Here is a 23,157-nt window from a genome sequence, read left to right on the forward strand (position 1 = left end):
GTGTTGTGACACAGACCTGTCCCACCACCACCCGGCTCTACGAGGACGGCGGCGTCGTGGCCGAGGGCTTCGGCGCCGCCGACGTCCCGCGGCTGCTGGAGGAACACCCCAAGGGCGTGGTCTGGCTCGACCTGTTCGACCCGGACCTGCCGGACCTCGAGGCCATCGCCGCCGACTTCGGGCTGCACCCGCTCGCCGTCGAGGACGCGGTGCACGACCACCAGCGGCCGAAGATCGACCGGTATCCCGGCCACCTGTTCATGAACGTGTACGCCGTGCACGTCACCACCGGCGCCAACCCCGAGGTGCACAAGGCGGAGATCAGCTCGTTCATCACCGATCGGGCGCTGATCACCGTACGCAAGTCCGAGAGCGACCTGTCGGCGGTGCTGCGGCGCTGGGACGAGGACAGCGACCTCGCGCGCGAGGGCGGGGTCGCGTTCCTCGTCTACGGCCTGCTCGACGTCGTCGTCGACGGGCAGTTCGCGGCCGCCCAGACCCTCGACGAGGCGATGGACGACGCCGAGGACGCCATCCTGGAGGAGGGCGGCGCGCCCCGCCCGGTACGGATGTACGGCTTCGCCCTGCGCAAGGCCATCGCCGCCCTGCGCCGCCCGGTGGCCCCGATGGCCGACCTCATCGCCACGGTGCTCCGGGCCGAGACCGGGCTGGTGGACGAGCGCCTGGCGCCTTACTACCGCGACATCGACGACCACGCCCGGCGGGCCACGGAGACCATCGACAGTGCCCGGGAGCGCATCAACGGCCTCCTCGAGGCGGACCTCAACGAGCAGAGCAACCAGCTCAACGACGTCACCCGCAAACTGGCCGCGTGGGCCGCCATCATCGCGGTCCCCACCGCACTGACCGGCTTCTTCGGCCAGAACGTGCCGTACTGGGGGTACGAGCACGTCTCCGGGTTCGTGGCCAGCACGGCGCTGATCGTGCTGTCGGCCGGCGGTCTGTACGCGTACCTGAAGCGCCGCGGCTGGCTCTGAGTCCTAGGGTGGCCGGCATGGGACTTTCACACCACACGCGGCTGGAATGGGACGGCTCGACCGGGGCGGGCTACCGGGCGTACCCGAGGGCCCACACGGCGACCGCCCCACCCGCCGACGTCTCGCTGCGGCTCAGCGCCGACCCCCACTTCCGCGGCGACGCCGACCTGCTCAACCCGGAACAGCTGCTGGTCCTGGCCGCGAGTTCCTGTCAGATGCTGTCGTTCCTGTCGCTGGCGGCCCGCAAACACCTCGACGTGGTCCGCTACACCGACGACGCGACCGGCCACCTCAGCGAGGACCTGCGCGGCGCCCGGATCGAACGCATCGAGCTGAACCCGGTCATCACCGTCGCGCCGGGCACGGACGAGGAGCTCGTGCTGCGGCTCGTCGAGCAGGGCCACGAGGAGTGCTACATCGCCAACTCGCTCAACTCCACGATCACCATCGCGGCGAAGGTGACGCAGGTCGCTGAAGACTCCTGATCCGATCGGTGGCGCCGGCTTGTCGTCAGCCGGCGGGTCGGGTCACGCCAGCTGCACCGTGCTGTCACCCGCGACCACGACGAAGCCCTGGCCGTCGCGACCACGGCGAAGCCCTGGCCGTCGCGACCCACCGCGCCGACGGCCGTCGCGGCCCACCGCGCCGACGGCCGTCGCGGGTCGTCACCGTCCGGCCGGGGCGGGCGCCCACCTCGTTGTCGTCGGTCCCCCAACGATCGTGGTCTGCCGCTCGGCGTTGACGGTTTCGAGCGCCGTCATGACCTCGTCGCGGCCGGCCGTGTCGAGGCGGCTCGTGGGCTCGTCCACCAGCAGCGGCGCGGAGAGCTTGCACAGGTCAGCACCCGGCGGCACGCCACGGCCAGTCCGTTCATGGGCCCACGGTGGTGGATCACAGCAGCCGGTGGTCGCCCGTCCGTGTCGGGACCTCGGACATTAGGGTGTGGCCGTGCGTGACATCGCCGTGTTCACCGGAAGTGCCCACCCCCACATGGCAGCGGAGATCTGCGAGCACCTCGGTGTGCCGCTGCTGCCCGCGAAGACGTCCCGGTTCGCCAACGACTGCATCGAGGTGCAGCTGCAGGGCAACTGCCGCGAGCGGGACGTGTTCCTCATCCAGCCGCTCGTGCCCCCGGTCCAGGAGAACCTCGTCGAGCTGCTGTTCATGCTCGACGCCGCCCGGGGCGCCTCGGCCGGGCGGATCACCGTCGTGCTGCCGCATTACGCGTACGCCCGCAGCGACAAGAAGGACGCCCCGCGCATCTCCATCGGCGGCCGCCTCGTCGCCGACCTCCTGCAGACCGCGGGCGCGCACCGCATCCTCGCGATGACCCTGCACTCCCCGCAGGTCCACGGCTTCTTCAGCGTCCCGGTCGACCACCTGCACGCGCTGCGCGAGCTCGCCAACCACTTCCGCGGGTACGACCTGAGCAACACCGTCGTGGTCTCACCGGACCTGGGCAACGCCAAGGAGGCTGCGGCCTTCGCCCGGATGCTCGGCATCGAGGTGGCCGCCGGCGCCAAGCAGCGGTACGCCGACGACAAGGTCGTGATCAGCTCGGTCATCGGCGAGGTCGCGGACCGCGACGTGATCATCCTCGACGACGAGATCGCCAAGGGCAGCACGGTCTTCGAACTGCTCGGCCGGCTGCGCGAACGGAACACCCGCAGCATCCGGGTGGCCTGCACGCACGGCCTGTTCACCGCCGACGCGGTGCAGCGGCTGTCGGCGGAGAAAGACATCGAGGAGATCGTCTGCACGAACACCGTGCCGATCCCGGCGGCGAACCGTACGGACAAGCTCACGGTGCTGTCGGTGGCGCCCGCCCTGGCCGAGGCGATCCGCCGCATCCACAATGGAGAATCCGTCAGCGCGCTGTTCACATGAGCACACCCGTTCTCACCGCGCTCCTGGCGATGCAACGCCAGTCGTGGGAGCAGGGCGTCGCCGCGCAGGCCGCCCTCGACCTGGGCCACGACGACCTCGCCGTGCTGCTCGCCGAGGCGGCTGTGGCGCGGCAGAGCCCCGACGGGCGCCTCGGCGACGTGGACGGGGAAGCGGGGGCGGTCAACGGCGCCTGCTGCGGGGAGGCGGTGCTGGCGGCGTACGCGCGTACCGGTGACCGGATCTTCGCCGAAGCGGCCCGCCGCCAGCTCGCCTGGCTGGCCACCGACGCGCCCCGCGCCGCGGACGGCACGCTGTTCCACCTGCTCGGCGGCCGCGAGGCCTGGGCGGACACCGTCTACATGGTGGTGCCGTTCCTCGCGCTCAGCGACCGCCCCGACCTGGCCTGGCAGCAGATCGACGGCCACCGCGCACGCCTCTGCCACGACGGGCTCTACGCGGCGATCTGGTCCGAGGAGACCGGCACCCTGCGCCGCGCCGACCGGTGGGGCGGCGGCAACGGCTGGGTGGTGGCGGCGGCGGCCCGCACGCTGCACCTGGTCCCGGCATTCCCGGACGGCGACCGGTTCGCCGCGCACGCCCGCGAGGTCCTCGACGCCTGCCTGCGCCTGCGCCGCGACGACGGCCTCTTCCACGACGTCCTCGACGACCCATCGACCTTCCCGGAAACCAACGCGGCCCAGATGTTCGCGTACGCGGCCCTCATGGGCGCGGCCGACGGCTGGCTCCCGGCGGCGTACGCAACCACCGGCCACGACCTCCTCGCTGCGGCGACCCGGCGGGTTGACAGGTACGGCGTCGTACGTGGCGCGGCGGGCTCCCCGCACTTCGACCGGCCGGGGGCGTCCAGTGAGGCGCAGGCCTTCCACTTGCTCGCGCTCGCCGCTGCAGAGTCCTGAGGTTTGGGCTCTCGGGGCTGCGGCGGGGGCGGGTGGGTTTGGGCTTTCGGGGCTGCGGCGGGGGCGGGTGGGTTTGGGCTTTCGGGGCTGCGGCGGGGCCGGGTGGCGAGGGTTTGGGCTCTCGGGGCTGCGGCGGGGCCGGGAGGGTTTGGGCTTTCGGGGCTGCGGCGGGGCCGGGTGGCGAGGGTTTGGGCTCTCGGGGCTGCGGCGGGGCCGGGAGGGTCTGGGCTTTCGGGGCTGCGGCGGGGCCGGGAGGGTCTGGGCTCTCGAGGCTGCGGCGGGGCCGGGTGGCGAGGGTCTGGGCTTTGAGGGCTGCGGCGAGGCCTGGTGGCACGTCGGCCGACGCTCGTCGCCTGCCGGCTTGGGACGGGTCCGGAGCGCACGCGGGGGCGACTCTGCGATCCAGCATGGCCGATTCCGCCCAAGGTTGACTCCTCTCGCCCGTGCTCGTGCATCCCTGTATCCGACAGGTGCTTCCATTTCAGGGCCGGGGTCGGACTGCCTATTCTTGCCGGTTTCAGGGGGCTGTCTCACTGTGGCGCTCATCGCTTTTCCGCGATGATCGATTAGTGTCGCTGCGGAGGGAGGCGCGGGACAATATACGTATGCGGCAGCTTCAGTTGTTCTCGACGCAGGAATTGGCGACGATGCGCGATCGGACAGCGTCACGTCGCTATTGTGCTGCGCGCGAGGAGTTTCGCCGCGAACACGCTCGTCGTCGGACGTGGGGGTTGGCCCAACGGCACGCCACGAAGCTGCGCCGTCTGCATGGTGATCAGTGTGGGGGCCGGCCGGCCGATGTGGACTGCGAGGCGAAGCCGGGGACACTCCGCAGGGTGGCGCCGTCGACGGACGGGCCGGCGATGGCTGGCCGTCCGGTGGCTGCACCCCTGTCGCCGTGTGCAGCGGTGCAGTCTGCACAACAGGCGGAGCCACAGGCATCCGAGAAGGTGGTGGCGGTGCAACGCGTCGTGACGGTCGAGCCTGCCGTGCCCTCGGAGGTCGCCGCCTCGGGGTTGGCGGCGGTGCGAGGTGTCGCCGTGGTGGAGCCCGCAGCCGGCCGGGACGTCACGCCCGCCGGTTCGGCAGCGGTGCGAGGCGTCACTGCGGTCGGACAGGCAGCTTCCCCGGAGGTTGCCACCCCCGGACCGGCGGCGGTTCCGGTCGGCGCCACCACCATCGAACCGGTAACGGGCGCCGCCTCGGACCCGGCAACGAAATCACCGTTGATGGCGCAGAGATCCGTCACCGACCACAATTCTTCACCGCATCACGGATCACTTTCTGCCAACATCGTCTCTGCGGCGACCGTCAGTTCCGCAAATTCGTGTCACCGACAGTCCAGCCATTCGCAGAATGGCGTCTCTCCGGCCAGCTCCTTGCCGGCGAATGGCGCGATATCGATCAATCCTGCCATGTCGCCTGCGGAAATGACGTCGACCACGACATCGACCCGGTCATGTCGGCGAGGTCCGTCGCCATTGCGGAGGCACCACTCTCGCTCGGCGTGGCGATGTTGTCGGCCGGCGCCACTGGCACTCGCTCACCTGTCAAAAGCATCACCGGCCGGCCCACCACCAGAAGCGCGCCCGGCCGCGCCAAGCCTGGCCGCGCCAAGCCCCGCCGGGCCCGGCCGCGCCAAGCCCCGCCGGGCCGAGCCCGGCAGCGCCAAGCCTGGCCGCGCCAAGCCCGCCGGGCCGAGCCCGGCAGCGCCAAGCCTGGCCGCGCCAAGCCCGCCGGGCCCGGCAGCGCCAAGCCCCGCCGGACCGAGCCCGGCAGCGCCAAGCCTGGCCGCGCCAAGCCCCGCCAAGCCTGGCCGCGCCAAGCCCCGCCGGGCCCGGCCGCGCCAAGCCCCGCCGGGCCGAGCCCGGCAGCGCGAAGCCGCGCCGCGCCTCGCCGCGCCGCGCCGCGCCGAGCTCGGCCGCGCCGGGCCGACAGCCGGGTGCGCCCTAGCCCGCGCCCGCTGCTGCCCTGCCGAAGCGCCCGGCCAGCTCGGCGAAAGCCTTGGCGAGGTCCCGCGGCCCGACCACCTCGATCTCAGCGTCGTAGCGGGCGACGGCTGCGGCCAAACCCGCCCAGGACCACGAGCCGAGCGTAAGCCGGCAGCGGTCAGGGCCGGCCTCCTCGACGATGCCGTCCCGGGTGTACGTCGCGATCGTGGCGGCCGGCGCGCCGAGGATCACCGTGCCTCGGCAGGGCCAGTCGCCCGTCATGTCGGCGGAGCCACGGAACGTGCTGGTGACGTACGCGGCGACCTCCCCGCCCGGCAGCTCACGCGGGGTGAAACGTGGGCCGTTGGGGGTTCGGAGCAGCATTCTGTCGGCTCGGAACGTCCGCCAGTCGTTGCGGTCGAGGTCGTAGGCGATCAGATACCAGCGTCCGTCCCAAGTGACCAGGTGGTGCGGTTCGACCCGGCGCGGTGGTCGGTCGGTGGTCTCCGAGCCGTAGTCGAAGCGCAGGGTTTCCCGGGCGTGGACGGCCGAGCTGAGTGCCACGAGCAGGTCGCCGTCGACGGTTGCGGCCGGGCGATTGGTGGGTCGTTCGACGGCGGTGACCCGTACGGTGTCGATGCGGTGGCGCAGGCGGGACGGCAGGACCTGGCGTACGGTCGCCAGCGCGCGGGCGGCGTCTTCGGCGAGGCCGCCCGTGCCGGCTGTGGTGGCGGCGAGCTGCAGGGCGACAGCGAGCGCCACGGCCTGGTCGTCGTCGAACAGCAGTGGGGGCAGCTCGGTGCCGGCGCGCAGTCGGTAGCCGCCGTCGGGACCCTTGACCGCGGCGATCGGGTAGCCCAGCTCGCGCAGCCGGTCCACGTCGCGGCGTACCGTGCGCAGGCTGATCTCGAGGCGCTCGGCGAGCAGCGTGCCCGGCCAGTCCCGCCGGCTCTGCAGCAGCGACAACAGAGCCAGCAGGCGGGCGGACGTCTTCGGCATGACGGCGATTCTGCCCGGAGAAGGTGCCAGATCCTGACACCTGCTCCGTTGCCGTCAGGGCGTGGGCTTCGGCGGCTGGGGACCGCACAGCGCCCGGATCGCGCCGAGCAGCGTGGACCGGGTGAACGGCTTCTCCAGCAGCATGCTGTTCGCGTCCAGGTGCAGCTGGGGCCCGAGCGACGCCGCGGTGTAGCCGGACATGAACAGGACCGGCAGGTCCGGACGATGCGTACGCAGCGCCGACGCGAGTTCCGGCCCGGTCATCGTCGGCATCACCACGTCGGTGATCAGTAGGTCCGGGTGCGCGCCCGCGGCCACCTGGCTGACCGCGGTGAGCGCGTCCGTGGCCACTGTGATCTCGTAGCCGGCCGGTTCGATGAGGCGCTGCACGAGCTGTGCCACCTCCGGCTGGTCCTCGACGATGAGGACGCGACCGATCACCGCGGGGGTGACGCGCCGGTCCACCGCGGACGCGGGGCGCTCCTCGGCCGCCGGCAGGTACAGGTGGACCGTCGTACCCATGCGGGGTTGCGATTCCAGCGTGATGTGCCCGCCCAGGCCCTGCACGATGCCGGCCGCCGTGGCCAGGCCCAGGCCGGCCGCGGTGGGCCGGGTGGTGAAGAACGGCTCGAGCGCCCGCCGGCGGGTCTCGTCGCTCATGCCCACGCCGGTGTCCTGGATGACCAGGTGCACGCAGCGGCCGGCGGGGGCGCCCTCGGTCAGCTGACCGGGCTCCACCATCTCGTTGGTGGCGGCGACGCGCAGCATGCCGCCGTGCAGCATGGCGTCGCGGGCGTTGGCGGCCAGGTTCACCAGGGCCTGCTCCAGCGGGCCGCGCTCCGCGCGTACCGGCCAGACGTCCGGGCCGAAGGCCAGGTCGAGACCGATGCGCTCGCCGAGGGTCCGGCTGAACAGGCTCTGGACGTCGGTGAGCAGGTCCGGGATGGGGATGATCTCGGGCCGGTTGCCTTCGGTACGCCCGAAAGCGAGCAGTTGATGGGTCAGGGTCCGCCCGGTGGCGACCGCCTGCAGGATGTCCTGGGCCATCTGGTGCTGCGGGGTGCCCTCGGCGGTCGTTGTCGCGATCATGTCGGCGGAGCCGGCGACCACGGTCATGAGGTTGTTGAAGTCGTGCGAGATGCCGCCGATCAGCTGGCCCATGCTGTCGAGCCGGCGCAGGTGGTCGAGCTGGCGCTTGAGGCCCTTGGCGTCGATGTGGTCGGTGGTGTCGGTGACCATGCACAGCACGCCGCGGTGCCGCCCGCCGTCCTCGAGGGGCATCATGCTCATGCGTACGCTGCGCCGGGAGCCGTCGGCGCGCAGCAGGCTCGTGGCGCCCACGGTGGAGCGCCCCGCCTTGCACTCGGCAAGCCGCCGGGTCAGGTCCGCCTGGCCGTGCTCGTCGAGGAAGCCGCGCAGGGAGACGCCGACGAGCTGGGCGCGGGGCAGGCCGAGCACCACGCCGATGGGCTCGTTGGCGTACGTCGCGACGCCGGTCTCGTCGAGCTGCAGCACCCCCTCGGGGATGGTCTCGAGCACCCGGCGGTAGCGCTCCTCGCTGGCCCGCAGCCGTTCCATGGCCCGGGCCGACGACAGCGCCAGCGACAGCTCGCCGGCGATGTCACGGGCGAGCTCCACCTCCGCGGGCGAGTAGATCGTGCCGGGCGTGGCGCGGGTCAGGGCCAGATATCCGGCGTACGTGTTGTCGACGATGACCGGGCACAGCACGGCGGCGTGCACGGGTGGCGTGGGCGTGCCCGGGTCCACGTACGCGGAGTGCCGCGGCTGGGGCAGCTCGGTCAGCGGTTCGGCGCCGTCGGCGGCCAGCACCACCGGCCGCCGGCTCGCGGCGAGGCTGGTGGAGAACTCGTCGTCGGGCAGCTCGCCGGCGCGGTCGAGCAGGTGGGCGTACGGCTCGGCCAGGCTGTCGTCGGCGTGGTGGTACGTGATCGCGTCGTAGCGCCCGTCGTCGCGCAGCAGTTGCACGCCCGCCCCGTCGCCGATCATGTCCGCGGCGGCCCGCGCGGCGGTCGAGCACACCTTCCCGGTGTCTTCCGAGACGCGGCTCAACGCCAGCGCCAGGTCGGCCAGTGCGTACCGGAGGGGATAAGCCATGACACCCATGTGGCAACTATCGGCGTAACTGCCGGGCGGTGCGGGCGGTTCACAAGGAATGCAACCGTCTGGCCGAGCCCGATCCCACCGGTCCCATCGGCCCGTTCCGTCACTCCGGGCGTTTCCGCAGCTCACTGACCCTCTTGTGGGCTGGAACGAGGCGGCGGCCCGGTGGTGACGGCTTCGCGCGGATCACGTCCTGTCGTGCGAACTCCGACGCAAAGAGTTGCACATTGATACGGACAAACAGCATCATTCCGGTCGGCCGAGTCGATTGCCGTGGGAACGCGGCGGGGCGGAAGGACACGACCACAGGTGGACAAGGATCCCACGAGCAGCGGCGCGCGGGCGGATTCCGACGGCGCGTCGACCCTCGATCTGAGCGGCCGGTGCGTCGGCAGCTCGTACATCCTCATCCGCCCCATCGGGCAGGGCGCCACCGGTACGGTCTGGCGGGGGGTCGACCGCGCGTCCGGTGAGCCGGTCGCGGTCAAGCTGCTGCACGAGAGCCTGCTGCGCCAGCCCCGGCTCGTCACCCGCTTCGTCCAGGAGCGCACGATTCTGCTGATGCTGCGGCACCGCAACGTGGTGCGGGTCCGGGACCTCTTCAGCGTCGGCGAGTCGCTCGGCCTGGTGATGGACCTCGTCCCCGGCGGCAGCCTGCGCGACCACCTGCGCGAGCACCACACGCTGGCGCCCGGGGAGGCGGCGCGGCTGGGTGCCCAGGTGGCGGCGGCGCTGGCCGAGGCGCACGAGCTGGGCATCGTGCACCGCGACCTCAAGCCGGACAACATCCTGCTGCACCTCGAGGACGGGCGCCTCGACATTCGGCTCACCGACTTCGGCATCGCCCGGGTGCTCACCATGCCGAGCATCACCACGACCAACGCCGTGGTCGGCACCCCGCACTACATGGCGCCCGAGGCGTTCCACAGCTCCAGCACCAGCCCCGCCGCGGACGTGTACGCGCTCGGCGTGCTGCTCTACGAGATGGTGTCCGGGCGTCCGCCGTACGACAGCGACGCCGTGACCGAGCTGATGCAGCTGCACCTCGTGGGCAACCCCGAGCGCCGGGCGGGCGTACCGGACGCTCTGTGGACCGTCATCACCGGGTGCCTGGAACAGAAGCCGCGGCTGCGCCCGTCCGCCGCCGAGCTCGTCGCCGAGCTGGACACGGCCGCCCGGTCCATAGGGGACGCGCCGGCCCTGCCCGCCCCGGCCGTCCGGAAGGAGGCCAGGCCCCAGCGGTCGCGTACGCCCGACCCGGAGCCGCCCGCCTCCGAGCCCCCGCTGCACCCCTCGCTCGCGAGCATGCGCAAGCTGCCGGTGCCACGCCGGCGCAACCAGCCGGCGAGCTGGCGATGGGCCCGGCCGTGGGCGATGGTCGGCCTGGTCTGCGCGGCGATGGTCGCCTCGGGCGTGGCGACCACCGCCTGGCACATGGGCCACGCCGACGGGGAGCCGCGGACCTCCGCCCCGCTCGCCGGGGTGCAGACCGCCGGCCCGGCGCTGACCCCCTCGGTCGTCGCATCGGCCTCGCCGGCGGGCGGTCGCAACGGCGCAGGCAGCGCGGTGGTCGACGAGCTCCGGGCGAACGCGCACGCCGCGGCCGCCCGCGCGATGACGACGCCGCGCGCCCGGCCGGCGACCAAGCCGGCCCGGACCAAGGCCCCGGTCGTCGAGAAGACGGAGAGCCCGTGGGAGTGCAACCAGCGCTTCTCCTGGGACTTCCGGAACCCGATGATCGCGATGCCGTGCCGCCGGGTGGGGAAGAGTGTCCAGCTGGCGGCGAAGCTCTCCTCTCCGGGCTACGGGACCGGCACGATCTCGGTGGGCCTGCGCGACGTGGCAGCCGGATCGACCGTGGGTTCCACCAAGACGTGCAACCGGCTCTTCTTCACCGAGGGCGCGCGTACCCAGGACTGCCGCACGCTGACCGTCAGCCCGCAGCGGGGACGCCGCTATCAGGTCGTCATGTCCTGGCGCGTCAGCAGCGACGGACACCTGCAGAGCGGTTCGGCGAGGGGCGACGAGTTCTCGTTCTGAGGCGTAGGGTTCCGCACCGTGCGCAAGACACTGGCCGCCGGCCTCGCCCTTTCCGCCGTGCTGCTGGGCCTGGGTGTGGTGTGGGCCCTCTCCGCGGACGCCGCGGCGGTGCCGGCGTACCACCCGGCGAGGCTGCGGAACATCGGCGACTCGAAGCAGGTCGTCGTGGTCACCGGCAACGGCCGCACGTCGTCGTACGCGACGCTGCGGGCGTACCAGAAGAACGCGGACGGCTCGTGGAGCCAGAAGTGGGCCGGCATGGCCGCACGCAACGGCTATGCGGGGTGGGAGTGGGCGAGCAAGCGCGTCCAGGACACCGGCACCACCCCGATGGGCACGTTCCGCATCACGTCCGCGTTCGGCCTCAAGGCCAACCCGGGCACGAAGGTGCGGTACACCCACGCGGACGGCAACGACTACTGGGTCGGCGACAACCGCGACGCGAAGACGTACAACCTGTTCCAGAAGTCGGCCTCGGCCGGCCGCACCTGGCGCAAGGGGGAGGCCGAACGCCTGGCCTCCTACCCGAAGCAGTACGAGTACGCCGCGGTCATCGACTTCAACCGCCCCTGGGGCTCCACGATCACGTGGAACCCGGCCCACGGTCAGTACGAGACGAGCAGGCCGGCGAACACCAAGCGCGGCTCGGCCATCTTCCTGCACATCAACGGCTCGGGCTCCACCGCGGGCTGCGTCTCGCTCAAGCGCGCCGACCTCATCGCCGTGCTCAAGTGGCTGGACCCGGCGAAGACCCCGCGCATCGTGATGGCGCCGCTCGCCGACATCGGACGCGTGTGAAATAAGTTCGCGCACTCTGGCGTTCCGGCCTACCGTGATCGCCATGTTCGCGCCCGGTCTGCAGCTGCCCGCGGGGTTCTCCCCGTCGGTGGCTCCCGCGTGCGTGCTCCGCGGCGGCGCCGATACCCGAATCTGACCCTTCCCCTGCCGCAAGTCCGGCACCACCGGGGGAAGGGTGGTTCGTCCCTGCGCGGGTTCCGGCATCCCTTTCCGTTTCTTACATCCAGTAAGGACATTCCCATGGCCAAGAGCCAGTTCGTCCGTTCCAAGCCGCACCTGAACATCGGCACGATGGGGCACGTCGACCACGGCAAGACGACCCTGACCGCCGCCATCACGAAGGTCCTCGCCGACCGCGACCCGGCCGCCAACCGGTACGTCGCGTTCGACGGGATCGACCGGTCCCCGGAGGAGCACGACCGAGGCATCACGATCACCATCTCGCACGTCGAGTACGAGACCGAGCACCGCCACTACGCCCACGTCGACATGCCGGGGCACGCCGACTACGTGAAGAACATGATCACAGGGGCGGCACAGGTGGACGGCGCGATCCTCGTCGTCTCGGCGCAGGACGGCGCCATGCCGCAGACCCGGGAGCACGTGCTGCTCGCCCGCCGCGTCGGGGTGCCCTACCTGGTGGTGGCGCTCAACAAGAGCGACGCCGTCGAGGACGAGGAGCTGCTCGAGCTCGTGGAGCTGGAGGTCCGCGACCTGCTCACCGAGTACGGCTTCCCCGGCGACGAGGTGCCGGTCGTCCGGGTCAGCGCCCTCAAGGCCCTCGAGGGCGACCCGCGCTGGACCCGGTCGGTCGGGGAGCTGCTCGACGCGGTCGACACGTACGTGCCGATCCCGCCGCGGGAGCTCGGCGAGCCGTTCCTGATGCCGATCGAGAACGTGCTCACGATCAGCGGCCGGGGCACGGTCGTGACCGGCAAGGTGGAGCGCGGCACGCTGCGCGCCGGCGAGCCGGTGGAGGTCGTCGGTCTCGGCCCGACGATCGCCACGGTCGCGATCGGCCTGGAGACCTTCGGCAAGTCGCTGCCGGAGGCCGAGGCCGGCGACAACGCGGCGGTCCTGCTGCGGGGCATCAAGCGCGACCAGGTGCAGCGTGGGCAGGTCGTGGCGCTGCCGGGCAGCGTCACGGGGCACCGCAGCTTCCGGGCCCACATGTACGCGCTGACGAAGGAGGAGGGTGGGCGGCACACGCCGTTCGTGGCGAACTACCGCCCGCAGTTCTTCTTCCGGACCACGGACGTGTCCGGCGCGATCGACCTCGGTGACCTGCCGATGGTCATGCCGGGCGACACCGTGGACCTGACCGTGCACCTGGGCAAGGAGGTGCCGATGGAGGCCGGACTGGGCTTCGCGGTCCGCGAGGGCGGCCGTACGGTCGCCGCCGGCACGGTGACCGAGGTGCTCGACTGACGAGGGGGCCGTCCCGCGAGGGGCGGCCCTTTCCCTCAGCCCGGGACGCCCGGGTCCGGTCGCCGAGGGGGTGCGGCGCCATCCTCTCTGGACGCGGGTGCCGTGGCGCGGCCCCGAGGCCGGGGCGCTGGGTCCGGTTGCCGGCGAGGTGCCGCGCCCTCTCCTCGGGGTGTGGGTGCCGTGGCGCGGCCCCGAGGCCGGGGCGCTGGGTCCGGTTGCCGGCGAGGTGCCGCGCCCTCTCCTCGGGGTGCGGGTGCCGTGACGCGGCCGCGAGGCGGGGCGCCGGGGCCCGTCGCCGACGGGCGCCGTGCTGTCCGAGGCCGGGACGTCCCGGTCCGGTCGCCCGACGAGGCCGGGGCCGCCCCTTGCGCGCCGCGCCCCAGGCGATTCCCGGCCCGGTGGACGCCGAGCGCGGGTGCTCGGTGGTGAACAGCCACAACGCGATCAGCAATCCGAGGCTGAGCCGCATCAGATCCATCCCTCCTCCCAGGCTCGGTGGGCGGCGGCGTGGCGGGTGGCCGTGTTCAGCTTGGCCATGGCGTGTGACAGGTAATTGCGCACCGTCCCCGGTGCCAGATGGACCGCGGCGGCGATCGCAGCGATCGTGGCGCCGGTGCGGGCGATGCGGAGGACCTCCAGTTCGCGGTCCGTCAGCGGGCAGGGGTTCTCTGCCATGGCGCTCGCCGCTATCTGGGGATCGACGTAGCGGCGGCCGCCGTGGACCGTACGGATGATCTCCGCGAGCCGGGACGCCGGTGTGGTCTTCGGCACGAAGCCCCCGATGCCCACCTCGAGCGCCCGGCGCAGGATCGCCGGACGAGCGTGCCGGGTGACCAGCACGATGGGTACGCCGAGCCGCGCGCGGATCTGGGTCGCAGCCGTCAGGCCGTCGCTGGGCGGCATCTCCAGGTCGAGAACGACGAGGTCAGGACGCTCCTCCAGCGCCACGCTCACCGCCGCGTCGCCGTCTGAGGCCTCTCCGGCGACGTCGAGGTCCGGCTCGAGGTTGAGCAGCGCCGCGAGGGCCCCACGAATGAGGTCCTCGTCGTCCGCGAGCACGAGCCGAATCATGCGGTCACCGGAACGGTGGCGCGCACGGTGAAGTTCTCGGGCGTGCCGGCGTAGTCGAGTGCGCCACCCGCCGCGGTCAGCCTGCCGGCGAGTCCGGCCAGCCCGCCCGCGGGCGCGGGCGCCGGGTCCAGCGGACGGTCGTTCGTCAACCGCAGTTCGGCGAGGCCGTCGTTGACAAACACCTTGATCTCGCACCGGCTGGCCGCGCTGTGCCGGAGCACGTTCGTGGTGCACTCTCGAACCACGAGGCCGAACAGAGCCTTCGCGGGTTCCTTGATGTCCGGCAGCTCAGGAATCGTGACGGCGATCCCAGCCGAGCGCAGCACCCGCGCCGCATTGACGATCTCCCTGTCCAGGGAGACGTTCCGGTAGCCGTTCACCACGTCGGTGGTCTCCGTCAGCGCGCGCAGCGCCAGCTCCTGGACCTCGCGCAGCTCGGCGACGGCACGCGCGGGGTCGCCGGTCACGAGGTGTTGGGCGAACTCGCTCTTGAGCGCGATCACGTGCAAACTAGCGCCCTGGATGTCGTGCAGGTCTGCCGCGAAACGCAGCCGCTCTTCCGAGACTGCGGCGGCACGCTCCAGGGTGCGGGCCCGCTCGAGACGTTCGGCGACGTGCAGAACCCAGATCTGTGCGTAGAGTCCCCCGGCACCCAGCGCGGTGATGGCCGCGTCGACGAGTGCTTGAGTTACCGCACCGCGCGACCCGGCAAGCGCGGCCAGGAACGCGACGCCAGACCCTGCGGCAGGCACGACGGGTGGCGTCCACCTCGCCCACGCGGCGGCGGTGACGCAGGCCAAGGGCAGCACCCAGGGAAAGGCGCCCGTGTCGTTCACCCGGGCCACGGCAACCACCACCGCTCCCGCGAGCGCTCCCGCCACCAGGATGGGATCCCGGAGGGGACGCGCGAAGAGCACGGCCGCCACCGTGATCGCCACCGCGGTGGCGGCGAAGGTCATCACCGCGGCTCTCCACGGCAAACGCACTGCCTCTGCGGCGATGAGGAGGGCGACCACGACCAGACAGCCGAGAAGCGTCCACCATGTCAGGCGGCGCAGCAGAGGAAGTCCGTCGGGAGGCGCGTTCACGCCACCATGATGCTGCCTGAGCAGCCATTTGCCGAGATGACATCTGTCATCAGAGATGCTGAGGTCTGCCACTACTGCCGAGGCGGCCCGGCACACGAAACTCGCCTCATGACGACGACGGTGACCTGCCGCGGAGTGGGCTTCTCCTATGGGGCGTATGAAGCCCTGCATGACGTGGACCTCGATGTGGGACGCGGCGAGATCGTGGCGCTCGCAGGGGCGAACGGTGCGGGAAAGACGACGCTGCTGGAGGTGCTGCTCGGCTTGCGGCGGCCCACCTCGGGCACTGTGCGGGTGCTCGGGCGTGAGCCGTACCGCGAGCGGCGCCGGCTCGTGCATGCCATGGGCGCGGTGTTCCAGGAAAGCGGGTGCGCACCCGACCTCACGGTGGCCGAGACCATGCGGATGTGGCACCGCCTGCTCCGGCGGCCCGTTGGTGATGCCGGCCCACTGACCGAGGTGAGGCTGGAGCACCGGGCACACCTCCGGGTGCGGCAGCTCTCCGGCGGCGAACGGCGCCGGCTGGACCTGGCAGTCGCGCTGATCGGAGAGCCCAGCCTGCTCGTGCTGGACGAGCCGACGACCGGCCTCGACCCCGAGTCCAGAGCGCTGATGTGGGAGCTGCTGCGGCGTCGCCGCTGCGAGGGCACGGCGGTGCTGCTCTCCACCCATCTGCACGAGGAGGCGGTCCTGCACGCCGATCGCGTCGAGGAGATCGTCCGATGAGGGCCCTCGCCGGCGCAGAGTTCCGCCTCCTGGCGCGCAGCCCGTTCGCCATCGTGATGGCGGGGCTGCTGCCTACCGCAGTGGGCTTGTTGATCGTGTGGGCCGAGCAGGACACCGGCCGGGCGGGGTGGGGCGGAGCCGCCGGGTTGCTGCTGGTGACCCTGGTCGCCTTCACGGCGTACACGGGCGGCACCACCACCCTCGCCGCCCGCCGCCAGCAGTTCGTCCTCAAGCGGCTGCGGATGTCCGGTGCCCGGGACGCGACCATCCTCGGCGCGGTGATCCTCCCGCTGGGAGCGCTGACTCTCGTGCAGGCGGCTCTCCTGGTCGGCATCCTGTCAGCGGCCGGCCACGGGCCGTCCCAGCCGTGGCTGCTGGCGGTGGCCGCCGTCGCCGGCACGGCAGCCGGCAGCGTCTTGGCGATAGCGACCGCAGTGGTGACACCCACCCCGGAGCTGGCTCAGCTCACCACCTCACCGATCGCTCTCGCATTCTTCGGCGGCGGCCTGTGGGCCGTCCGTACGCCGCCGGCCGAGGTCTCGTGGTGGATGCTCGCCGTTCCCGGCGTGCCGGTGACTCAGCTTGCCCGCGCGGCATGGGACGGCGGTCCGGGCGTGCTCGCAGCGATCGTCGCGGTCATCTCCCTGAGTGCGGCGCTGGCGCCGTGCGCGGTGAGGGTCTTCGCTTGGGACCCGCGTCGATGAGGCAACGGACGGGGACAAGACGCCTTACTGCTGCTCGTCCCGCTTGCGCAGTTCCTCCTCGCGCCGGCGCAGGTCGGCCTCCCAACGCTTCATCATCGACTCGTCCTCCTTGAGGTTCTGAGCGAGGTTGCGGAGGAACTCGGGGTCGTCGTCCGGAGCCACGGGTCCCTTGCGGGGACGCTCGGCCTCGGGGAAGCCGCTGCCCGGGCGCCACATCTCGCCGTTGCTCATGCGGACGGCTCGCGGCGGGCGACCGGCCACGAACCACGCGATCGCGCCGATCGGGGAGAACAGCAGGATGATGAAGACCCATGCGATGCGGGGCAGGGCGCGGATCGCGTACTCCTCGGCGGAAAGACAGTCGATCAGGGCGATCACGAGCAGCGCCAGGTCAAGGAGCATGAAGAGCGAGTAGAGGCGGATCATGGCGGAGATGGTCGCAGAATCCGCCGCCCGGCGTGGTCCCACGAACGGCCGACGCTCGGGCGCCGGGCGCGTCGCGGCGGGGCCAGCGCGGTAGGGGGGCCAACGCGGTAGGGGGCCAACGCGGTAGGCGGGGCGGGGCGCGGTAGGCGGGGCGGGGCGCGGTAGGCGGGCCAGCGCGGTAGGCGGGCCAGCGCGGTAGGCGGGGCGGGCGGGTCGCGGCAGGGCCGGGCGCGGTGGGCTGGTCCGGGCGCGGTGGGCTGGGCCGGCGCGGTGGGCCGGGCGGGTCGGCCCGGTAAGCCGGGGGCCGGCGCGGTAGGGCAGGGCGGTGCGGAAAGCCTGCCAGCCGCGGTAAGCCGGGCGGCCGCGGTAGGTGGCCCGGCGCGGCAGGCACGGTGGTTCGGCGCGGTAGGGCGGGGTGGCCCGGCGCGGTAGGGCGGGAAAGCGCGGTAGGCCGGCCGGGTCCCCCCCCGTTCGTCCCGTGCTCCCGGCCGGCGCCACGCACTGGAGAAACGCCCCGGGATCGGCTTCCGCTGCATCGGCGACTGTCGGCTACGCGACAGTCGCGGACGCAGCGGTATCGATGACAATCGGCGTCTGCCCGGCGAGGGGGTGGGGCACTTGGACGGCGAGGCTGACGGAGCCGACGAGTTCGCGCGTACCCGGCTGGATGCGTTGCGGCGCTTCGCGTACCTCATCTGCGGCAGCGCGGCTGAGGCCGACGACCTCGCCCAGCTGGCGGTGGTCGAGGTGTGGCGGCGCTGGTCGTCGGTACGGGTGGACCCGGAGGCGTACGCCCGCCGCGTCATCGTCACCCGTAACGTGAGCCGGTGGCGGCGGTGGCGCCGCGAGGTGCCTGCCGACATCGCTGACCGCGACGGTGATGACCCCGCGCGCGGCCGGGTCACCGATCCGGTGTTGTGGGAGGCGCTGCACGCCCTCGGCAAGCCGGAACGCACCGTCGTGGTGCTGCACGTTCTCTACCGGTACACCTTCGACGAGGTCGCCGCGATGTCCGGTGAGCCGCGGGGGACGGTGTCGAGCCGGTATTCCCGCGCGCTGCGGACGCTGCGCGACCGGCTGCGGGGCACCGAGGATGACCGGCTGCAGGGGACCGAGGCCAACCGGCTCCGGGGGACTGAGGATGGCCGGCTCCGCGGGACTGACGATGGCCGGCTCCGCGGGACTGAGGGTGGCCGGCTGCCGGGGGCCGAGGATGGCCGGCTGCGGGGGACTGAGGGTGGCTGGCTGCCGGGGGCCGAGGACAACCGGCTGCGGGGGACCGGGGAGCCGACCGCGGAGGACAGCTGGACGATGAGGTACGCGCTGTGAACGCCGACCGTGACCTCGCCGACCGGCTCGCCGCGACGCTTGCCGAGGCGGGGGAGGCGTTGCCGTACGCGCCGGCCGGCACGGTCGCGGGTGTGCGCCGCCGGTTCGTGCGTCGCCGGCGGCTGCGGGCGGTTGCTGCGGCGGTGGCCGCCATGCTCGCCCTGACGGTGTCCTCGATCGCGCTGCGCCCTGTGCCCGCGCCGACCGCCACTCCGGGCGGCCACCTGCGCATGTGGACCCTCACCGACGTGGAGCGCAATCCCGGGCTGCGTGGGTGCCTCGACGACGCCGACGTCCCGGTCGAGCTGAGCACCTTCGACAACGACACGTACCAGCAGCTTCTCGCCTCTCCGGTTGCCCCGGAGCAGCGACCCGACGTCTTCGAGAACTGGGGTGGCGCGGACCTCGGCCGGCAGGCGCAGGCCGGAACGGTTGCCGACCTCACCGACGTCGCCGGTGGCGCGGCGGACGTCTTCCTGCCCGGGGTCATGGCCGGCGGCCGGGTGGACGGCCGGCAGTACGGGCTGCCCGTCACCGGTACCCAGCCGATCGTGCTCTTCTACGACAAGCGCCTGTTCGCCGAGGCCCACCTGAGCCCGCCGCGCACGTACGCGGAGCTGCTCACTGCCGTGGACACCTTCCGGACCCGCAAGGTCACGCCGATCGCGCTGGCCGGGGCCGCGCGCTGGCCGGCGCTGATGTACCTGATGTACCTCACCGACCGGCTCGGCGGCCCGCAGGTCTTCGCCGACATCGCGGCCGGCCGGTCGGGCGCGTGGCGGCACCCCGCGGTGCGGGAGGCCGCGCGGCTCACCCAGCAACTGGTCCGCCGCGGCGCCTTCGGGGAACCCGGCGACGCCCTGAACCTCGAGACGAGCGCGGCCACCGGGATGCTCACCCGCGGTGAGGCGGCCATGCACCTCATGGGCAGCTGGGAGTACGGCGCCCAGGCCGCCTCCGATCCCACGTTCGCCGCCACGGGGCTCGGCTGGACACCGTTCCCCGCGGTGGCCGGCGGTGCCGGTGACCCGGCGGACCTCGTGGGGGTGCCGGCCAACTACCTCTCCGTCGACGCCGGCAGCCCGTACCGTGCCGAGGCTGCGCAGTTCGTCGCCCGGACCGTCACCTCCGACGCGTTCCTCGACGGGCTGCTCGCCGCCGGCGAGGTGCCGGCGGTCCGGGACCTGGAGCCCCGGCTGGCCGGGCGCCCGCACGCGGAATTCGCCCGCTTCGTCCACCGGCTCGCCGTGGCCGCGCCCAGCTTCACCCTGGCCTGGGACCAGGCCCTGCCACGGCCGGTCGCGTCCGTCCTGCTGGACCGTACGCGGCAACTCTTCCAGCTCACGATCACACCCGATGAGTTCGTGGCCGCCATGGCCGCGACCGCCTGACCCGGCCCGACCCGACCCGAGGGATGGTTCCCGTGCCGATGAAACGCGCCCTGATCGCCGTCACCACCACCGCCGTCCTCGTCCTCGCGCTGGTCGGCCCGGCGCGCGGGAGCCGCCCGCCCGGCACGCCCGCGTCCGAGCGCGCCGCCGTGCCGGCCACGGACTGCACCGCCCATGTGGGCTACCACCAAGACACCGACCTGCCCGGGTACGCCGTGCCCGGGGCGGACGGGAGCCGGGTCTGCGTACCGTTCACGTGGATCGACTGGGCGCCGGCCGGATATCGCGGGGACTACCGGGTGCGCGAGTTCTCGTTCGCCGCGGCCGAGCGCCGGCTGGACGCGTGCAAGGCCGATCCGGCGTGCACGGCACTGTCTGATGTGGCCGGTTATCAGCCCGACGAGTTCCGCAGCACCGGCGAGATCGTCAGCTTCGGCAAGGTCGATCCGTACGCCTCCGGCCTCGACCTGACGCGGATCCGCCGGCCGGGCTTCTTCGCGCGGGCGCCGTACGGAGAGCGCATCGCCGGGGCCGAGCCGGGGGCGTGGACGGTGGAGTTCACGGTGCCCGCCGAGCCGTACGAGGTGATCAACCGCGGGATCACGGCGCCGGTGCGGCTGCGGGGCTGGTACCTGCGGGGTGAGGGCGTACGCGATGGGAGCGGGCGGCGAACCCGGGCGCTGGCCGTGCTGCTCGGCGGCCGGACCATCGAGACGACCGCCGTGCAGGACCCGGCCGACCCGCTGTACCAGCCCACCGCCGCCGGTGGTCACGCCGGCGTGGCGTACCCCTCGCACGGCACCGAGAAGTGGGGTGCGCGGCAGTGGCGTGAGTACCTGGATGCGTTGCGCCGAGCCGGGTTCGACGTGCTCACTGTGGACAAACGCGGCCACGGGATCTCCGGCGGCCACAGCGCCGACAACACCCTCCAGCAGGGCCTGGACATGCTGCGCATGGTGGACGCGCTGGCGGACGGCGAAGGGGTGCGCGCGCTGGGCCCGGACCGGGTCACCCGTGCCGGCCGGGACGCCGTGCGGCGGATGACCGGCCCGGCCGACGCCCGCACCATGCCGATCCTGCTGGGAGGGGCGAGCCAGGGGGCGTACGCCACCCAATGGGCGATGGACGCCAACCTGCACCGCTGGTGCGCGCTGGACACCCCCGGCCGTCCCTGCTCGCCGCCGTGGGGTCACCGCAACATCCGCGGCGCGCTGCTGCTGTCCACGCTGTGGGGCATGCCGTTCGGCGACCCGGGCGACCTTGTCTACACGGCGGCGCACGCGGAGGTCAACCACTCCATCTACACGCCGACGTCCGAGCCGCTGGCCGGCATCGGGGACTGGCCGGCCGTGTTCATCGGCAAGGGCATCTGGGACGAGTACGAGGGCCCGCTCGGCACGTTCAGCGCGTACCAGCGTGCGGCCGCCCGGGCGGAGCTGGTGCTGGTCCGGGGCCCCCACTCGGAGAACGAGCACGGTACGGCCAACGTCGCCGTCATGCGTGACCATCTGGTCCGGTTCGCGGTGCGCGCGGCCACCGGGGCGCGGGTGGCCGGCCCTCGGTACTCCACGCTGCGCGACGCGATCGCGGCGAGCCCGCCGACGTGGGAGCCGTCGACCACCCCGACGCCGGTGGGCTGAACCCCGGCCGGGTCAGAGGCCGGCCGCGGCGTCGTACCGGCGCCGCAGGTCGGCCATCTCCCCGTCGGTCAGCGCCTCCTTCTGCGCGAGCTCGGCGTACTTGCCGGGGAACATCTGCCGCAGGCGCTCGGCGTACGGGACGCCGTCGGTGGCCTCGACCACCTGGATGCCCGGCGGCTCGGTGGACATGTCGAGGATGACCGGGCCGGCGAGCTTCACCGCCACGTCCCAGGGGCGGCCCTGTTCGGCGACGCCGCACAGGTGGAAGCCGTAGACGGTCCGTACGTCGGCGAGCTCGGTCGCCTTGGCAGGCTCGTACCCGTAGACCCGGACGCCGCAGATCACTGCGGGCTTCTCGTCCGCGGCGCCGGCCGGCTGGTGCCCGGCGTGGTGGTGCTGCGCCGGGTCCGACCGCTCGAGGGTCGTGCGCATCCGGTCGGTGATCTGCGCCGGCAGGTCCGCGCGGTGCGCGTCCGATCCGGTCGTGGTGACCAGCGCGACCGTGCCGGCCGTCGCCGCCAGGACGATCCCTGCCGCCCATCTGGCCCGGGTGCGGTTCATGGCCGCCCCTCCCTTCCATGGCAGCGTGGGAGCGCTCCCGGGGCAGCATTTCATCAATATGTCTCGATTTCAACAGGCCGCCGGCGAGCGCGCGGCCCGGCGAGGTGGGGACTCCCCGCCGGACCGTCACGCCTCAGCGCAGCGCCGAGGTGAGCGCCGGCAGGTAGCCGTACCGGTAGCCGTTGCCGGTGGGGTGGAAGGAGTCGGTCGGCGGCAGCACTGTCAGGCCGTGCAGCCACGGGCTGGCGCCGCAGATCCCGTGCCCGGCGAACTCGTCGGTGACGTCGGCCCAGGTCGCGCCCGCGGCCCGGGAGCGCTCGGCGATGACCCGGTTGAGCTCGACGGCGCCCTTGTTGATGGACTTGCGCTTGGGGATGCTCATGCCGGCGAAGCCGCAGCTCGGCGCGGTCTCGTCGAACAGGATGGGGTAGCCGAGCACGACGATCCGCGCGGTCGGGGCCTTGCGCCGGATGTCCCGGTACGTCGCGTCGAGCTTGGCCGGGATGTCGTCGGAGAGCGCTTTGATGGCGATGTCGACGGTCGCCGCGCAGGCCGCGTCGCTGACGAGCGTGCAGGTGATGATCGTGGGGGCGAAGCCGACGTCGTTGCCGCCGATCGTCAGCGTCACGAGGTCGGTGCCGCTGGAGAGCGCGGAGAGCTGGGTGGCGCGCAGGGTGTCGGTGGTGGCCCCGCTGCAGGCGGCCGAGCGGTACGACTTCGGGTCGTTCGCGGCGTCCCACAGGCCGGGGTAGCCGTTGGGGCTGCGCAGGCAGAGTCCGCTCTGCCCGGAGGAGCCGACGCCGGACGAGTACGAGTCGCCCAGGGCGACGTAGTCCCAGTCCGAGGGGGATGAGGAGGCGGCGGCCGCGGGAGCCGCCGTGAGGAGGGTCAGCAGGGTCGAGAAGACGAAGCAGGCGAGGACGGTGGTACGTCTGCTCATCGGGTGGCCTCCGGTCCGCGGGGGATGGGGGCCGGAGCGCTCCGGTTACCGAACAGTAAGTCAAGGGTCCAGGGAAAGAAACACGGTGACTTTCCGGTTACCTCGTAGTAACATCCGTCGATGTGACCTGCATCTATGCCATGCAGTCATGTCTCGTGTGCG

General features: G+C 72.5%; 20 protein-coding genes. 12 read left to right on the forward strand and 8 right to left on the reverse strand.

Going from position 1 to position 23,157, the window contains the following annotated elements; translation table 11 throughout:
- The first annotated feature begins 5 nt into the window (after positions 1–5).
- Positions 6–998 (forward strand): magnesium transporter CorA family protein, encoded by a 993-nt coding sequence (locus IT780_RS38060; RefSeq protein ID WP_199516726.1) that lies wholly within the window; start codon positions 6–8, stop codon positions 996–998.
- A gap of 17 nt (positions 999–1,015) precedes the next feature.
- A complete protein-coding gene (locus tag IT780_RS38065; protein WP_199516727.1) occupies positions 1,016–1,483 on the forward strand; it encodes an OsmC family protein in 468 nt (155 codons plus the stop codon).
- A gap of 180 nt (positions 1,484–1,663) precedes the next feature.
- On the opposite strand, the gene IT780_RS43360 is transcribed toward IT780_RS38065, so the two are convergent.
- Positions 1,664–1,852, reverse strand: coding sequence for a hypothetical protein (locus IT780_RS43360; RefSeq protein WP_307831603.1), 189 nt, complete (start codon positions 1,850–1,852; stop codon positions 1,664–1,666).
- 94 nt (positions 1,853–1,946) lie between these two features.
- Between IT780_RS43360 and IT780_RS38075 the strand changes: the two genes are divergently transcribed.
- Positions 1,947–2,885, forward strand: coding sequence for a ribose-phosphate diphosphokinase (locus tag IT780_RS38075; RefSeq protein ID WP_199516728.1), 939 nt, complete (start codon positions 1,947–1,949; stop codon positions 2,883–2,885).
- The gene (locus tag IT780_RS38080; protein WP_199516729.1) at positions 2,882–3,802 is read left to right on the forward strand and encodes a glycoside hydrolase family 88 protein; all 921 of its coding nucleotides are present in this window, start codon (positions 2,882–2,884) and stop codon (positions 3,800–3,802) included. The genes IT780_RS38075 and IT780_RS38080 overlap by 4 nt, the downstream gene beginning before the upstream one ends.
- Positions 3,803–5,751: 1,949 nt before the next feature.
- Here IT780_RS38080 and IT780_RS38085 read toward each other — a convergent pair.
- Positions 5,752–6,732 carry a helix-turn-helix transcriptional regulator gene (locus IT780_RS38085; protein WP_199516730.1) on the reverse strand — a complete coding sequence of 327 codons (981 nt, stop codon included), beginning with the start codon at positions 6,730–6,732 and terminating at the stop codon, positions 5,752–5,754.
- Positions 6,733–6,786: 54 nt separating this feature from the next.
- Positions 6,787–8,856, reverse strand: a complete 2,070-nt coding sequence (locus IT780_RS38090; RefSeq protein WP_199516731.1) for a response regulator — start codon at positions 8,854–8,856, stop codon at positions 6,787–6,789.
- Positions 8,857–9,162: 306 nt separating this feature from the next.
- Between IT780_RS38090 and IT780_RS38095 the strand changes: the two genes are divergently transcribed.
- From IT780_RS38095 to tuf, 3 genes are all read left to right on the forward strand, one after another.
- Complete coding sequence (locus IT780_RS38095; RefSeq protein ID WP_307831604.1) at positions 9,163–10,893, forward strand: serine/threonine-protein kinase; 1,731 nt, start codon at positions 9,163–9,165, stop codon at positions 10,891–10,893.
- An 18-nt stretch (positions 10,894–10,911) separates the two neighbouring features.
- Positions 10,912–11,691: a L,D-transpeptidase family protein gene (locus IT780_RS38100; RefSeq protein WP_199516732.1), complete on the forward strand. Its 780-nt coding sequence runs from the start codon at positions 10,912–10,914 to the stop codon at positions 11,689–11,691.
- A gap of 240 nt (positions 11,692–11,931) precedes the next feature.
- Positions 11,932–13,119 (forward strand): elongation factor Tu, encoded by a 1,188-nt coding sequence (gene tuf / locus IT780_RS38105; RefSeq protein WP_199516733.1) that lies wholly within the window; start codon positions 11,932–11,934, stop codon positions 13,117–13,119.
- Between the two features lie 468 nt (positions 13,120–13,587).
- Here the strand turns inward: tuf and IT780_RS38110 are convergent, their stop codons facing one another.
- Complete coding sequence (locus IT780_RS38110; RefSeq protein WP_199516734.1) at positions 13,588–14,190, reverse strand: response regulator transcription factor; 603 nt, start codon at positions 14,188–14,190, stop codon at positions 13,588–13,590.
- Positions 14,187–15,278, reverse strand: coding sequence for a sensor histidine kinase (locus IT780_RS38115; protein WP_199516735.1), 1,092 nt, complete (start codon positions 15,276–15,278; stop codon positions 14,187–14,189). Before IT780_RS38115 ends, IT780_RS38110 begins: the two co-directional genes overlap by 4 nt.
- A gap of 108 nt (positions 15,279–15,386) precedes the next feature.
- Here IT780_RS38115 and IT780_RS38120 point away from each other — a divergent pair, with 108 nt between their 5' ends.
- Together IT780_RS38120 and IT780_RS38125 are read left to right on the forward strand one after the other, a co-directional pair.
- A complete protein-coding gene (locus IT780_RS38120) occupies positions 15,387–16,004 on the forward strand; it encodes an ABC transporter ATP-binding protein (RefSeq protein WP_199516736.1) in 618 nt (205 codons plus the stop codon).
- Entirely contained in the window at positions 16,001–16,708 is a 708-nt protein-coding gene (locus IT780_RS38125; RefSeq protein WP_199516737.1) for an ABC transporter permease, read from the forward strand. The genes IT780_RS38120 and IT780_RS38125 overlap by 4 nt, the downstream gene beginning before the upstream one ends.
- A gap of 24 nt (positions 16,709–16,732) precedes the next feature.
- Here the strand turns inward: IT780_RS38125 and IT780_RS38130 are convergent, their stop codons facing one another.
- Entirely contained in the window at positions 16,733–17,134 is a 402-nt protein-coding gene (locus IT780_RS38130) for a PLD nuclease N-terminal domain-containing protein (protein ID WP_199516738.1), read from the reverse strand.
- A 618-nt stretch (positions 17,135–17,752) separates the two neighbouring features.
- On the opposite strand from IT780_RS38130, the gene IT780_RS38135 reads away from it, so the two are divergent.
- From IT780_RS38135 to IT780_RS38145, 3 genes are read left to right on the forward strand one after another with little or no spacing between them, the layout of a single operon-like run.
- Positions 17,753–18,463, forward strand: a complete 711-nt coding sequence (locus tag IT780_RS38135; RefSeq protein ID WP_199516739.1) for an RNA polymerase sigma factor — start codon at positions 17,753–17,755, stop codon at positions 18,461–18,463.
- Entirely contained in the window at positions 18,460–19,854 is a 1,395-nt protein-coding gene (locus tag IT780_RS38140) for an extracellular solute-binding protein (protein ID WP_199516740.1), read from the forward strand. Before IT780_RS38135 ends, IT780_RS38140 begins: the two co-directional genes overlap by 4 nt.
- A gap of 32 nt (positions 19,855–19,886) precedes the next feature.
- On the forward strand, positions 19,887–21,494 hold the full coding sequence (locus tag IT780_RS38145; RefSeq protein WP_199516741.1) for an alpha/beta hydrolase family protein: 1,608 nt from the start codon (positions 19,887–19,889) through the stop codon (positions 21,492–21,494).
- A 12-nt stretch (positions 21,495–21,506) separates the two neighbouring features.
- Here IT780_RS38145 and IT780_RS38150 read toward each other — a convergent pair whose 3' ends face one another.
- A complete protein-coding gene (locus tag IT780_RS38150; RefSeq protein WP_199516742.1) occupies positions 21,507–22,055 on the reverse strand; it encodes a hypothetical protein in 549 nt (182 codons plus the stop codon).
- Positions 22,056–22,188: 133 nt separating this feature from the next.
- The gene (locus tag IT780_RS38155; RefSeq protein WP_199516743.1) at positions 22,189–22,995 is read right to left on the reverse strand and encodes an SGNH/GDSL hydrolase family protein; all 807 of its coding nucleotides are present in this window, start codon (positions 22,993–22,995) and stop codon (positions 22,189–22,191) included.
- Positions 22,996–23,157: the final 162 nt, after the last annotated feature.

Origin of the sequence: Nucisporomicrobium flavum, from assembly GCF_016464385.1 — a bacterium.
GTDB classification, from domain to species: Bacteria; Actinomycetota; Actinomycetes; order Mycobacteriales; family Micromonosporaceae; genus Actinoplanes; species Actinoplanes flavus_A.